Raw genomic sequence first — 13,886 nt, forward strand, 5'->3', positions numbered from 1 at the left:
CATGCGGCAGGAACTGCACAGCCTGCAGGTTACGACCCGGGGCAAGGGGCTGGTCCCGATCGACCGGCCCGTGCTGGACTGGGTGGGGCAGAGCGGGATCGAAACCGGCCTGCTGACGCTGTGGTGCCGCCATACTTCCGCATCGCTGGTGGTGCAGGAAAATGCCGACCCTACGGTGCGCACGGATATCGAACGGTATTTCGAAACCCTCGTACCCGAACAGCCGGGGCGCTACATTCATGATGATGAAGGCCCGGACGACATGCCCGCCCACCTGCGCGCCATGCTGACCAACACGCAGCTTTCCATCCCCGTGGCGGATGGGCGGCCGGTGCTGGGCATGTGGCAGGGGCTGTACCTGTTTGAACACCGTGCCCGCCCCCACCGGCGCGAAATCGTGCTGCACCTGATTGGTGACTGACCGGATACCGGCGATCGCGATATGCCTCTGCGACCGTTCCTGAAGACTATTTGAAAATCGTAAAAATTTTTGGGTGCCGCCTTTTTTCAAGAAAAGCGGCGTTCTCCTGAAGCTTTTAAAAAACAGCTTCCCAAAAACGTCTGTTTTTATCAGTGGTGCTGCCCCGACAGACAGCACAGACAGGGCGGCCAGCGCATATCGCCATGCACCAGCACGCCAGATCTGCTTTCCCCAAGATCACGCCGCGTTAAGGATCCTGGCGTGATGGTCGATATGATCGGCAATGAACGACTGGATGAACCAGTAGGAATGGTCGTAGCGCGGGTGCTGGCGCAGGCGCAGGGCCTGCCCCGCCGCACCGGCCGCCGCCGCCAGCAGTTCGGGTTTCAGCTGGTCATGCAGGAACTGGTCGGCCTCCCCCTGATCCACCAGGATTTCAGTGGGATGGGTATGACCCGCTTCCAGCAGCAGCGTTGCATCATGCCGCGCCCATGTGGCGCGATCGGGGCCAAGATAGGCGTCAAATGCCTTTTCCCCCCACGGTACGACGGCGGGATGACAGATCGGGGCAAAGGCCGAAACCGATTTCCATGCATCCGGCGCGCGCAGGGCGTGGACCAGCGCGCCATGCCCGCCCATGGAATGACCCATGATGCCACGCCGCGCGCCATCAATGGCGAACACATCCTGCGTCAGTTCCGGCAGTTCATGGCTGACATAGGTGCCCATGCGGTAATGCGCGCGCCATGCGGGTGTCGTGGCGTCAAGGTAGAAACCCGCCCCCGTGCCAAGGTCGTAGGCATTATCCTCGCCCGCGACCCCCGCACCCCGTGGCGAGGTATCAGGGGCCACCAGCGCGATACCGTGACGGGCCGCGAACCGCACGGCATTGGACTTGATCAGGAAGGTTTCCTGCGTGCAGGTCAGACCAGCCAGCACGTGCACCACGGGCACGCGCTCCCCCGCCAGCGCGCGTTCGGGCAGGAACACGCCAAAGCGCGCCTCCAGCCCCAGGCTTTCGGACGGGTGGCTGTAAAAGCCGACCCGCCCGCCACAGACCGCATGTTCCTCAAGCGTCTTGATCCTGTCCATGGATCAGAACTCGACAACCGTGCGGATGCTCTCGCCTTTCGCCATCATGTCGAAGCCTTCATTGATGCGCTCCAGCGGCAGCCTGTGGGTAATCAGGCTGTCGATGTCGATGCGGTTTTCCATGAACCAGTCCACGATGCGCGGCACGTCCGTGCGGCCGCGCGCACCACCGAAGGCCGAGCCGATCCACCGCCGTCCGGTCACAAGCTGGAACGGCCGCGTGCTGATTTCCTGTCCCGCGCCCGCAACGCCGATAATGGTGGAAACCCCCCACCCGCGATGCGCGCATTCCAGCGCCTGCCGCATAAGGGTGGGATTGCCGACGCATTCAAAGGAATAGTCCACGCCGCCGCCGGTCAGTTCCACGATATGACCCACCAGGTCGCCGTTGGGACCAAGGTCCTTCGGGTTGATGAAATCGGTCATGCCGAATTTGCGGGCAATGGCCTCACGCTCGGGGTTGATGTCAACGCCGATGATCCGTTCGGCGCCCACCATTTTCGCACCCTGGATGACATTCAGCCCGATCCCGCCCAGACCGAACACGGCCACCGTACTGCCGGTCTCGACCTTGGCGGTGAACAGCACGGCCCCGATGCCGGTGGTCACGCCGCAGCCGATGTAGAACACCTTGTCAAACGGCGCGTCGGGCCGGATCTTGGCCAGCGCGATTTCAGGCAGCACCGTGTAGTTGGCGAAGGTGGAACAGCCCATGTAGTGATGGATCGGCTGCCCCCTGAATGAAAAGCGCGACGTGCCATCGGGCATCACGCCCCTGCCCTGCGTGGACCGGATGGCCGTGCACAGGTTGGTCTTGCGCGACAGGCAGGACTTACATTCCCGGCATTCGGGGGTATAGAGCGGGATGACATGGTCGCCGGGCTTCAGGTGCTTCACACCCGCGCCGACTTCCACCACCACACCGGCCCCTTCATGGCCAAGGATGGCTGGGAACAGCCCTTCCGGATCGGCACCGGACAGGGTGAACTTGTCGGTATGGCACAGGCCGGTGGCCTTGATCTCGACCAGCACCTCACCCGCGCGCGGGCCTTCAAGCTGCACGGTCTCGATTTCAAGTGGTTTACCTGCCTCGAAGGCAACGGCTGCCCTTACGTCCATGAACCCGGTCTTTCCTTTGATGCGTGGGGCGCCCCCATGGGCGCGCCCCCGTGTCGCAATGATCAGTCGCAACGATTAAGGGCATCATCGGCACCGGCGTCAATGTCACGCTGCCCATGCAGGCGGTGACGATATTTTCAGTGACAAAACATGCCCCCGACCCATGCACGGTCCCGCAACCGCCATGCAATGTGATAAGCCGCAGGAGGGGGCCGGAAACGGATACCTGTATTTCCACCAGACAGACCGGGATGCCCGCATGGTCGTTGATCGTAGAATTGGTTTGTGGATCCTGCTTCGCGAAAGCATGCTGTCACTGGTCTTCCTGTGCGCATGGGACGTGGTGGTGGTGGTAATGTTCCAGATCTTCCACCAGGAATGGATGGAACAGCCCACCCTGCCCATATCGCTGATCGGTTCCGCGCTGGTGCTGTTCATGAGCTTCCGCAACAACACCGCCTATAACCGCTGGTGGGAAGGGCGCACCCTGTGGGGGGCGGTCACCAACAACAGCCGCTCCTTCGCCCGGCAGGCGGGCACGATCCTGCGCGGGTGCCCCGACCTGGCCCGCGCCATGGCGGCGTATCCCTATGCCCTGCGCGGCGCGCTGGGGCGGCTGGATGCAACGGATGACATCATGCGCCTGCTGCCCGATTCCATGAAGGCGGGGATCGCGGGCAAGGTGAACGTCCCCGCCGCCATCCTGTTTGAAATCGGGCTGCGGGTGGACGCGGAATCACGCAGGCTGGGCATTGACGGCGCATTGCAGGGACAGATCGACCGCATCCTGTCGGACATGAGCAACGCGCAGGGCGGGCTGGAACGCATCCGCAACACGCCGCTGGCCATACAGTTTTCAGTCCTGCCGAAAGTGGTGGCGGTGGTGTTCTGCATCATCCTGCCGCTGTCGATGGTGCAGACACTGGGGTGGATCACGCCGCTCGGGTCATCGCTGGTGGGACTGCTGTTCGTGGCGCTGGACAAGATCGGGAACGACCTGCAGGATCCCTTCAGCGCGACGCCGCATGGCATGCCCATGCTGGCCATTTCGCGCACGATCGAAATCGACCTGATGCAGTCATGTGGCCTGCCCGCGCCGCCGCCGCTGACGCCCGTGCGCGGTATACAGGCATGACGCGCCGCGCCTGATGGCCCACCCTGCCCGATGCCGTATGAAGGAATCAAGACAGAAGGGCGGATTTATGCTATATGGGTGGCATGAGCATGTTCAGAACCACCCAGAAGGGCACTGTGACCGATGCAATGGCACGGACGGCCGCAGCTGCCACGGCAGCCGAAGCAAAGTCCAGCAAGGCCGTAAAAGACGAAGATCCTTTCCGCGAAGGCGACGCCATCGTCTATGCGGCGCATGGCGTTGGCCGCGTTGACCGGATCGGCGTTGACGAAATCGCCGGCACCAAGCTGGAAATGATCCAGATCTCCTTTCCCGGCAACCAGATGACGCTGCGCATCCCGCTGTCCAAGGCGCGCAAGTCGGGCCTGCGCAAGATCGTATCAAGGGAAATCGTGGACAAGGCGATGGCCATCATCAAGGGCAAGCCGCATGTCAGCCGTGGCATGTGGGCGCGCCGCGCGGTCGCCTATCAGGAAAAGATCAATTCCGGCGACCTGGTGCAGATTGCCGAAGTACTGCGCGACCTGCGCCGCAACGTGGACAGCCTTGATGGCAGCTTCAGCGAACGCAAGCTGTTCGAGGCGGCACAGGAACGCTTCGTGGCCGAGGTCGCCGTGCTGGAAGGCAAGGAACCCACCGAAGTCCTCGAAAAACTGACCGAGGTCATGAAGGCGGCCTGATTACCCCGCCTTTTCCCGTCAATATCCAGTCCCATGCCGCCGGCCCCTGTGCCGGCGGTTCTGATATGGGGCGGTTGGCAGACCCCGGCCCCACCCCGGTCACGGACCACGTCCGCCCCCCTTCATGCCCTGCGGTCGCGCCAGCATGACCACGCACCCCGCGACCGCCGCCAGCATGGCCATGGCAAAGGGGCTGCCCGGCCCCGCCACCCCGGACAGCAGGCCGGACAGCACCGCGCCGACACCTGCGGCAATATCAAAGAAGACATCAAACAGACCGATGGCCGACCCGGCCGCGGCGGGTGGCGCCTGCCGCAGCACCGGCAGCGCCAGCAGCGGATAGGTCAGCGAAAACCCCAGCCCAGTCAGGAAACTGCCCGCCACGGCCCATGCCGGTCCCGGCGCAAGCCAGATCAGGGCCAGGCCCAGTGCCTCGGCCAGCATGATGGCGGCCACCATCGGCCTGACATCATCACGGTCCACATGGCGGCTGCCGACCAGGCGGGCAATGACATGCCCCGCACCAAACGCCCCCAGCGCCCAGCCCCCGCCATGCCAGCCCTGTGCCGCATAGAAAATGACCAGAAAGGACGAAATCGCGGCAAACCCCACCGCCGACAGGCCCAGCGTCAGCCCCCATATCCATGTATGCCCGATCAGGTGTTTCCACCGTATGCCGCCTGCCGGTCCGCCTGTCTGGCCGCCCGCGCGCGGCGGCACGGATGCTGGCAATATCACGGTCAGCCCCATGCCCGCCACCGGCAGGGCAAGGGCGACAAGGCACAAGGGGCCAAAACCGGCATGGGCCTCGATCTCGTCACCCAGTGCGGTGCCAAGGCCCAGACCGGCAAAGATGGCCAGGCCGACCCATGACATCGCGGCCCCCGCACGCGCGCTGCCCACCTTGGTCACGGCCCATACGCCCCCACCAGTGACCATCAGCCCTTCGCCCAGTCCCATGGCCAGCCGTCCCGCCACGATCATCACCTGCTGCATGGCCGGTGGCAGGACAGGCACCAGCGCAAGGCTGTAGGCCAGCGCGGAACACGCCGTGCACAGCAGGCCGCACAGCAGCGTGTTGCGCCCGCCAAGCCGGTCGGCCATCCGCCCCGCCCGCGGCCGCGACAGCACGGTGGCGACGGACTGGATGCCCATGATCAGGCCGATCATGGTGGTTCCGCACGCGAATCGTGACTGGAGTTCCAGCGGCAGGGCCGACAGCGCCACCCCCATCGCCAGCATGCCGCTGCCAATGGCCAGCATGACGGGCAGCAGGCCGCCACGGGTCGTAACATGAGAATTCATACCGGGACCGTAATGCATTTACCCCGCACCGAACAGGCCGGCATGTATTCGCGGGTCATCTGAAAAAACAGCGGGCTGACAAATGGAAAAGAAAGTCTCCGGGTACCGTCTTTTTTCAAAAAGGCGGCGTTTTCTCATGCAGTCCGTCAGTACTTGAACTGGTACAGCAGCCCGATGCTGCTGCCCGGATCGTTTTCCGGCGTGGTGAAACCGGTCACGTTGCCGCCCGTGCCCACCGTGGTGTTCAGCTTCAGCCGCCTGGTCAGGTCAACCTGCACCTGCGCCTGCGTACCCGAACCCGATGTCGCCTGCTTGGCGCCCACATAGACGCGGCGCATGACGTATTTTCCCGCCTCGATCGATCCGGTATCGTTGCTGCCCGACCCGTTGGATGAACTGCTCATCTGCAGCCGGTCCAGATGCAGCGTCTTGCGCACCATGCCCAGCGGGTCAAAGGCGGAGCCACCACTCAGCGTCGCGACGGCCGCCGCGATCGACGCCATCTGCGTGGGCGAAAGCGACTGCGTATCCGACCCGAACAGCAGGATGGCCAGGATCTGGTCCTGTGACAGCGGCGGCGTGGAGGAGAACGAGATTTTCGGCGCGCTGGCATATCCGCCCACATTCAGCCGGGCCGTGCCGTCATTCGTGCTGCGTTCGGCCACGAAATCCAGCGTCGGGTCGATCGCATGGGTCACGCCCACGCCATTGAATCCCACCTGCCCCTTGCTGAAATCAAGCGATATCCCCCCCAGCGAGAACCCGCCCTTGACCAGCGAGAACCCACCCGTGACCACCGGTGCGACAGTGGTGCCGCCCGCATGGATGCTGCCATGCATTTCCGTGTTCAGCCCATGCCCGCGCACATAGAACTGCCCCGGCGAACGCACGTCCAGATTCAGCCCGATCACCAGCGGGGAAGCGTGGACCACCTTTTCCTGCGCCGCCGCGTCCTCGGGGCGGATGACATCCAGATGCGCCACCGATGTCGGCAGTGAATCCGGAATGTTGACATCCACGCGCCGGAGGGTGATGCCCCCTGTCGCATCGATCCGGCTGGCAAGCTGGCCCTTTACGTCCAGATCCCCGTCAAGGGTCGCGGTCACAAGGTCGCTGGCCAGCGGCCGGGCGTTGGCGGCATGGACATGCAGGTCGATCGGCTGTCCGGGTTCCAGCACCCCATAACTGCCGGTGACACCAATCGTGCCCTTGCCCGCCTGCGCGTTCAGGTCGGCTATGACCAGCCGGTCCCCCATGGCGTTGACCGTGCCGCGCATGGCCGACAGCTGTATGCCCTGCCCATAATCATGGAATACGCCGTTGGTCAGGTTCAGCGTGCCATTCAGGCGCGGCTGCTGTGGCGTACCGCGCACGCCCAGCGCGATCTGCAGCGCCCCCCCCGCCTGCATGCCCTGCGCGCCCAGATAGGCATTGGCCACCGCAAGGTCCACGTTGCCGTCGGCCTGCAGCGTGATCTGGCCCGCCTTGTTGACGGGGGCCGTGCCATGCAGTCCCAGATTGACCTGCGTGCCCGCGCGTATCTGCGCATCGACCCGCGCCATGCCCGCGGTCAGGTTGGCCGTGGCCTCCATCGATGCGGGCGCGAGGGAGGATGTATAATCGGTATGGTATTTCAGGTCCGTGCCCTGCATCGTCACCCGGCCGGAGGGATGATCGAGCGTCCCGGTCAGCCGTGCTTCGGCCGACAGCGTCCCCTGCGCATGCAGCGTCGGGATGAAGGGGACAAGCAGGTCGGGTGACAGGCGGCTGATCGCCGCATGCAGGTCCAGCGTGGGCTTTATCCTGCCGCTGACCTCCACGCTGCCCGACTGCCCCTGCGGCGGGGCAAGGCTGATCCGCAGGTGGTCGATCGCGGTTTCCCTGCCATAGGTCACGGTGGCCGGGGCGTCCAGCCGGATGACCTCGCGCCGGGCCTGCGCTTCCAGCCTGCGCACGTTCACGGAACTGGCGGGAATATTGGACACCACCGCCGCATCAATGGTGGCGGGCCCCGTCCACGGCGTATCCAGCCCCGACTGCGCCACCACGTTCAGCGCGGCGAACGGCCCTTTCGCGGTGATATGCGCATGCCCCCCCATGTCGCGGAAATGCGCGTTATCCACCACAAGGTCGAGGTCGGTCACCGGCGCGTCCCCCGTCGGGTCCTGCACCCTGCCCTTCAGCACCAGCCGGTCCACGCGCGCCATGGCGGCACTCAGCGCGCTGTCCACGTTCACGCTCAGGGCGGCGGGGCTATCCGCGGTCGCACTCGTGCTGTGCAGGCTGGCGGACAGGTGGCCGCTTATGTCCTGTCCCGTAAGGTCCCGCAGGTCCGCAAGCCGCGCCATGTGCAGGTCCAGCGTGCCCGACGGCACCACATGCCCCTCTGGCAGCGTCATGTCCGCAAGCCCCGTCAGGCTTTTCCAATTCAGGTGCGAAAGCTGGAGGTGACGGCTGTCATCGGCATTGCTGTCCAGACGGGCCGTGACCTGGACCGGCGCGCGGTCCACCGTGCCGGATACATCCAGCGCCCCTTCCCTGACCTGCGGCAGGTGCTGCATGGTCAGGCTGGCCTGAACATTGCCCGCCGCCGTGTTGCTGGCGGCCATGCTGGCCTGCGCCTTCAGGCTGGCCGCAAGGTCATTGACCGGGCCCGTGGCGTGCAGGTCGGCCTGCGCCTGTCCCTTCAGCGTGGGGGCCAGCACATGCAGGTCCGACAGGGCAAGATGCGCCGTGGCGTCGACCTGCATCGGGTTGCCTGTCACCAGCCGGGTGGGGGTTGCGTCAAGGTGAAGGGTCCGTCCTTCCGCCAGCAATGAGGTAAAGGTAACCGTATTGCCACCATCGGGCCCACTGGCGATGGTACCCGCGATATTCAGGTGCCCCGTGTCCCCGATCAGGCCAACCGCCATGGGCAGGCCGCCATCCAGCACGATATGGCTGTCCAGCGTGAACGGCCCCGGCTGCCGTGGGGCAGGCAGGGTGATGTTGCCATCCAGCCCGGCATGGCCGTGCAGCTGCGTGCCCCCTGCCGCCGCCAGCGGGGCAAGGTCGGGCAGGTCGGCATGGAAGGTCGCCGTCATGGGCCGGGCCGTCGTAACCTGCCCGGTCAGTTGCGCCAGCGGATGTGACAGCGACAGCGACACCGGCCCCCCTGCCGCATCAGGCCGCCACAGCACATCCAGCCGCAGCGGGTCGGATGCGAACAGCGTGGGCAGGCTGCCGGGAATGCGCAGCCCGGTCACGGTGGTATGGAGTGCGGCATGCTCCGCCTGCCCGCCCGCCTGCCCGCTCAGCCCGTCGGCCACCATGTGCAGGGAGGCGAAACCGGCGTCGTTATAGGTCAGGCGGTCGATATCCAGCGTGCCATTGCCGGTGGGCCGGTCCACCGTGCCCCCCACATGGGCGGCAAGGCTTATGCCCTGCCAGTTCGCGCCGCTGATCGTCACCGGGTCGCTTTTGCCCGATACATCCAGCGTCATGTGATGCGTGACCAGCCCGACCTGGCCGCCTGCCTGAAGGTGGATGGCCCCGGCCGTGGCGGCCAGGGCAAGGCGGGTGGCGTCGCGCGGACCATGCAGCCCCAGCGACAGGTCCATGGGGGCCAGGGCGGGCAGGCCACTCAGCGTGGTGGCGAACCCGCCCGCCTCCTCATGCGCACGCAGGTCCAGCGCCACATTGCCACGGTCCAGCCGCGTGGCCAGCGACAGCGCGCCAGGCTGGTCCAGCCGCTTCAGGTCCAGCGCGATATCGGCGGGCGGCAGGGTGGCGATGGAAAAATGGTCCAGCACCGGGGCGATGTCATCAAGGCTGGCATGGCCATTGAGGCTGAAGGACGCGGGCACGCGGGCAATGGGCGCGCCCACGTCAATCCGCGCCACATGCACCGCACGGATATCGACCCCCATGTGGATGCTGCCCGAACTGTCCTTTTCCGGCTTCGACGGGTGGGCGGGATCATCCTCGCTCAGCCGTGGAATGGACAGGCGCGCCATGGACAGGTTGCCAATCACCGCGCGCCGCGTCAGCAGCCGCAGCGGCGACCAGTCCAATTGCAGGTCATCGATCGACAGCCATGCCCCCCTGTAGTCATCCAGTTCCAGATGCCGGACATGCAGCGCATCGGGAAAACGCCCCCCAAGCCCCGACAGGTGGACGCTGCCACCGGTCAGGCCCGGCAGGCGCCGTTCGATTTCATGCTGGCCCGCGCCGGTATTGGCGGCCACCAGCACCATGGCGAGTGCCACCACCACCAGCCCCACGGGAATGCCCACGGCAAAGGCGGTCGCGCGCAGGACGCGGCGGCCCGTGCCGCGCGGCGGCGTGGGGGGGCTGGTCGTCTCAGACATCAGAACGTTTCCCCCAGCCCCACATACAGTTCCCACTTGTCGCCACGCGCGGGCCGGTTGAGCGGCACGGCCACGTCCAGCCGCACCGGGCCGATGGGCGTGTAATAGCGCGCCCCGGCACCTGCGCCCACGCGCACCGTGCCCTGGAACGGCGTCCGGTCCGCCGTGACCTGGCCCGCGTCGATAAAGCCCACCGCGCCGAATTTCTGCATGATACGCTGGCGATATTCAAACGATCCCGCATCCATGGACGTGCCGCCAATGGCGTAACGCGTATTGGCGAACTGTGGCCCCACCCCCTGATAGCGGAAGCCACGCACCGTGGCGGAGCCACCGGCATACAGCCGCTGGTCAGGCGGGATGGCGAAGGTCGACGCCCCTTCCACATTGCCAATGGTGCCGCGCCACGCCAGCACGCTGCGGCCCGGGCGCGACAGGCCCAGCGCCTTGAGATCGAAATAGGTCGAGACCGTGGCCTGCATGATCGCGAAGAACGACGTGCCATCCGTCAGCGACGCCGACGGCGTGATGCTGGCCCCCAGCCGCACCCCGTGGGTTGCGGGGGTGATGGGGTTGTCCACCCCCGTGCCGTCATAATTGGCCGAAAGCGGCAGGGATGCGATGAAATAGCTGTTGTTGGTGCGCATCTGCTGGATCTGTTCCTGCTCGATCTGCCCGCCAAAGGACACGTTCCAGCGGCGGTTGACGCGGCGGACGATGCCGATGCGCGCCAGCAGCGCGGTCTGCCGGTAGGAATAGAGTTCCTGCTTGATGCCTTCGAGGCGCGCGCTCATGTTCTGGTTGCGCGACCCGAAATCGGGCTTCAGCAGGTCGGCATAGAAGTCATAGCCCAGCCCCTGCTCGGCCGAGCCGCCAAGGCCCGTGATCAGCGCCGTCAGCCGCAGCCGCTCGGCATTGCCGAACAGGTTGTTGTGCGTCCATGTCACACCCGCGCGGCCACCAAGGTCGGTGGAATAGCCGCCTTCCGCCCCCACGCTGTGACGCTTGCCCTCGCGGAAGGAGAAATCGAGCGGCATGGAACCATCGGAAGCCAGCGTGTCGCCATGGTTGACCTGCACATCGGAAAACAGCCCGGTGGAGGCAATGTCCTGCCGGGCGCGTTCAATGCGGGATGGCTGGTACAGTTCCCCCGGCGCGATGGTCAGCCTGCGCGCGATATAGGCGGGGTGCGTGCGCTGCAGCCCCGCGAAGTCGAACGCGCCCAGGTTGACCACCGGCCCGCGATGGACGGTATAGGCGATGTCGAGGGTATGCGTGTCGGGCCGCAGCCATGCCTGTGGCTTGCTGACACTGGCCAGTGCGTATCCCTCCTCCGTCAGGGCGGTCTGGAGCGTGACACCGGCGGCCAGCACGCTTTCGGCCTGCGCGGGCATGCCGGGCTTCATGCCGAATGCCCTGATCTCATCCGCATTCAGGTGGACGGGGGGATCGCCCCTGTCGGGATTCAGCGTCACGACGCCAATGCGGAACGGCACGCCGGGCTGGGCGCTGATGGTGATCTGCGCCTTGTGCCCCGCGGGGATGGACTGCATCCATTCGGGCAGGTCGGGATCGCGCCCGTCATGGCTGCCTGCCGCGGGCGCGCCGGACTTGCCGCCGCCATCGGTCACGGTCACGGTGATGCCGCCCGCATAGAAGCCATAGCTTTCCAGCGCGCTGATCAGCCGGGAATAATCGTTATGGATGCGCCCCGTCAGCGCAAAGGGGCTGACGGCCTGCGTTTTCTGCAGCGACAGCAGGTCCGATGACGCCCGCAGCGCGTCATCCAGATCGGCGTTGCCGGTCGGGCGCAGGGTGGTGGTGTATTCCTGCGGGTCGGCCGCCATGGCTGCAGGAACCCATGGCCCGAGGGCTGTCATGGCTGCACACAGGCTTGCATAACCGGCACTGCGCCGGACACGCGCATGAAGGCGGCGTGCCAGACGGGAATGACGCAATCCTGTCAAACGGTGCCGCCCCTGTTCCTGTCCTGCGTGTGTTCAGTTTCCCACTGTGTGATAACTGCCATTCCCGGCATGCATGATCAAACCGATATTAACGTCGCCGCCTTAATAAGTTCCGAATATGTCATATAGGTGCCCAAAAGGCGCGGGTCATGTTGCAAACTGTCTCCACCCTTCCAATCCTTTCTTGACATACCCCCGATTCCGGCGGGCATGATCGACATGGGCAGGAAGGGGTTGCCGCGCCCGGCACCCCACCACGATGCAGACCGGGAGCGTTGATGGGCAGACCATTTGTTCCTTGGCTTATTATCAACGGCAAGGCACTTGACCGCGCGCGGCTGTACACCGATGTGTTGCGCCCGTTGTGCGGGCACCTGCCCGCGATGATGCCCGAGGATACCTGACCCGTGAACAGCCTGTCTCCCCCTTCCGGTGTGGCCCAGCCGCAATCCAGCACATCATCCGCGACAAGGGGGCTTCATGTCATAACATGGGGCTGCCAGATGAACGTGTATGACAGCGAGCGGATGTCGGACGTGCTGCGCCCGCTGGGCTACCGCGCCGTGGGCACGCCGGATGACGCGGACATGATCATCCTCAACACCTGTCATATCCGCGACCGGGCGGCGGAAAAGGTGTTTTCCGAACTCGGTCGCCTGCGCAAGGTCAAGGAAGCCCGCGCCGAACGCGGCGAAGGCACGGTTCTGGCCGTGGCGGGCTGTGTGGCGCAGGCGGAAGGCGGTGAGATCCTGGCCCGCGCGCCGTATGTCGATATCGTGCTGGGGCCACAGACCTATCACCGCCTGCCCGAAATGGTCGCCCGCGCGGCGCGCGCGGCGGGTGCGGTGATCGAGACGGACTTCCCCGTCGAGCAGAAATTCGACTTCCTCCCCGCCGACCGCGCGGCCCCGGCCGGGGGGGCTGCCTTCCTGACCATTCAGGAAGGGTGCGACAAGTTCTGTTCCTTCTGCGTCGTGCCCTATACGCGCGGGGCCGAAAGCAGCCGCCCGGCGCAGGCCGTGATCGCGGAAGCGCGGCGGCTGGCGGCGGCTGGCGTGCGCGAGATCACCCTGCTGGGCCAGAACGTCAACGCCTATCATGGCGATGGCCCCGACGGGCGCACATGGGGGCTGGCGCGGCTGGCGCGCGTGCTGGCCGACGAGGTGGGGATCGAGCGCATCCGCTACACCACGTCGCACCCGCGCGACATGGAGGACGACCTGATCGCCGCCCATCGCGACCTGCCGCAGCTCATGCCGTTCCTGCACCTGCCGGTGCAGTCCGGGTCCGACCGGGTGCTGGCGGCCATGAACCGGGGTCACACGGCGGATGAATACCGTGCGCTGGTGGGCCGCCTGCGCGACGCGCGGCCCGACCTTGCGCTGTCATCCGACTTCATCGTCGGCCACCCCGGCGAGACGGATGCCGACTTTGCCGATACGATGCGCCTGATCGGCGATATCGGCTTTGCGCAGGCCTATTCCTTCAAATACTCATCCCGCCCCGGCACGCCCGCGGCAGGCGCCGCCATGCACGTGGCCGAGGACGTGAAGGATGCGCGACTGCAGGAACTTCAGGCGGTGCTGCGCGTACAACAGGATGCATTCAACGATGCGACGGTGGGCGTGACCGCCCCCGTCCTGTTTACCGGGCGCGGGCGCAAGCCGGGACAGGTTTCGGGGAAAAGCCCGTGGCTGCAGGCCGTGAACGTGGAAGGGCCGGACAGCCTGATCGGGCGTATCGCCAACGTGGATATCCGCCACCGTTACACCAACTCGCTCGGCGGTGTCCTGACAGAGGAGACAGACAGGGCTTGAG

10 protein-coding genes are annotated in these 13,886 nt (G+C 65.6%); 5 read left to right on the forward strand and 5 right to left on the reverse strand.

All coding sequences use genetic code 11. The features are described 5' to 3' along the window. Position 1: 1 nt before the first annotated feature. Positions 2-421 (forward strand): secondary thiamine-phosphate synthase enzyme YjbQ, encoded by a 420-nt coding sequence (locus S101446_RS05290; protein WP_010508059.1) that lies wholly within the window; start codon positions 2-4, stop codon positions 419-421. A 237-nt stretch (positions 422-658) separates the two neighbouring features. Here S101446_RS05290 and fghA read toward each other — a convergent pair whose 3' ends face one another. Together fghA and S101446_RS05300 are read right to left on the reverse strand one after the other, a co-directional pair. After that, on the reverse strand, positions 659-1,513 hold the full coding sequence (fghA, locus tag S101446_RS05295) for an S-formylglutathione hydrolase (protein WP_087607828.1): 855 nt from the start codon (positions 1,511-1,513) through the stop codon (positions 659-661). Between the two features lie 3 nt (positions 1,514-1,516). Then, the gene (locus S101446_RS05300; RefSeq protein WP_087607829.1) at positions 1,517-2,632 is read right to left on the reverse strand and encodes an S-(hydroxymethyl)glutathione dehydrogenase/class III alcohol dehydrogenase; all 1,116 of its coding nucleotides are present in this window, start codon (positions 2,630-2,632) and stop codon (positions 1,517-1,519) included. 259 nt (positions 2,633-2,891) lie between these two features. On the opposite strand from S101446_RS05300, the gene S101446_RS05305 reads away from it, so the two are divergent. Together S101446_RS05305 and S101446_RS05310 are read left to right on the forward strand one after the other, a co-directional pair. After that, positions 2,892-3,767 carry a bestrophin family protein gene (locus S101446_RS05305; RefSeq protein WP_029335231.1) on the forward strand — a complete coding sequence of 292 codons (876 nt, stop codon included), beginning with the start codon at positions 2,892-2,894 and terminating at the stop codon, positions 3,765-3,767. An 83-nt stretch (positions 3,768-3,850) separates the two neighbouring features. Next, entirely contained in the window at positions 3,851-4,447 is a 597-nt protein-coding gene (locus S101446_RS05310) for a CarD family transcriptional regulator (RefSeq protein ID WP_026018640.1), read from the forward strand. Positions 4,448-4,546: 99 nt separating this feature from the next. On the opposite strand, the gene S101446_RS05315 is transcribed toward S101446_RS05310, so the two are convergent. From S101446_RS05315 to S101446_RS05325, 3 genes are all read right to left on the reverse strand, one after another. Beyond that, positions 4,547-5,752, reverse strand: coding sequence for an MFS transporter (locus tag S101446_RS05315; RefSeq protein WP_244184523.1), 1,206 nt, complete (start codon positions 5,750-5,752; stop codon positions 4,547-4,549). 146 nt (positions 5,753-5,898) lie between these two features. After that, entirely contained in the window at positions 5,899-10,101 is a 4,203-nt protein-coding gene (locus S101446_RS05320) for a translocation/assembly module TamB domain-containing protein (RefSeq protein ID WP_087607831.1), read from the reverse strand. Beyond that, on the reverse strand, positions 10,101-12,059 hold the full coding sequence (locus S101446_RS05325) for an autotransporter assembly complex protein TamA (protein ID WP_087607832.1): 1,959 nt from the start codon (positions 12,057-12,059) through the stop codon (positions 10,101-10,103). The genes S101446_RS05320 and S101446_RS05325 overlap by 1 nt, the downstream gene beginning before the upstream one ends. Before the next feature lie 287 nt (positions 12,060-12,346). Here S101446_RS05325 and S101446_RS18605 point away from each other — a divergent pair, with 287 nt between their 5' ends. Further along, positions 12,347-12,472 carry a hypothetical protein gene (locus tag S101446_RS18605; RefSeq protein ID WP_259369307.1) on the forward strand — a complete coding sequence of 42 codons (126 nt, stop codon included), beginning with the start codon at positions 12,347-12,349 and terminating at the stop codon, positions 12,470-12,472. Between the two features lie 3 nt (positions 12,473-12,475). Then, positions 12,476-13,885: a tRNA (N6-isopentenyl adenosine(37)-C2)-methylthiotransferase MiaB gene (miaB, locus tag S101446_RS05330; protein WP_087607833.1), complete on the forward strand. Its 1,410-nt coding sequence runs from the start codon at positions 12,476-12,478 to the stop codon at positions 13,883-13,885. Position 13,886 lies beyond the last annotated feature (1 nt).

It is taken from the genome of Komagataeibacter europaeus (assembly GCF_002173515.1).
Classification (GTDB): domain Bacteria; phylum Pseudomonadota; class Alphaproteobacteria; order Acetobacterales; family Acetobacteraceae; genus Komagataeibacter; species Komagataeibacter europaeus.

Coding starts and splice junctions, on each gene's coding strand:
- S101446_RS18605 (WP_259369307.1), top strand. CDS start 12,347: ATGGGCAGACCATTTGTTCCTTGGCTTATTATCAACGGCAAGGCACTT.
- fghA (WP_087607828.1), bottom strand. CDS start 1,513: ATGGACAGGATCAAGACGCTTGAGGAACATGCGGTCTGTGGCGGGCGG.
- S101446_RS05310 (WP_026018640.1), top strand. CDS start 3,851: ATGAGCATGTTCAGAACCACCCAGAAGGGCACTGTGACCGATGCAATG.
- S101446_RS05300 (WP_087607829.1), bottom strand. CDS start 2,632: ATGGACGTAAGGGCAGCCGTTGCCTTCGAGGCAGGTAAACCACTTGAA.
- S101446_RS05290 (WP_010508059.1), top strand. CDS start 2: ATGCGGCAGGAACTGCACAGCCTGCAGGTTACGACCCGGGGCAAGGGG.
- S101446_RS05320 (WP_087607831.1), bottom strand. CDS start 10,101: ATGTCTGAGACGACCAGCCCCCCCACGCCGCCGCGCGGCACGGGCCGC.
- S101446_RS05305 (WP_029335231.1), top strand. CDS start 2,892: ATGGTCGTTGATCGTAGAATTGGTTTGTGGATCCTGCTTCGCGAAAGC.
- S101446_RS05315 (WP_244184523.1), bottom strand. CDS start 5,752: ATGAATTCTCATGTTACGACCCGTGGCGGCCTGCTGCCCGTCATGCTG.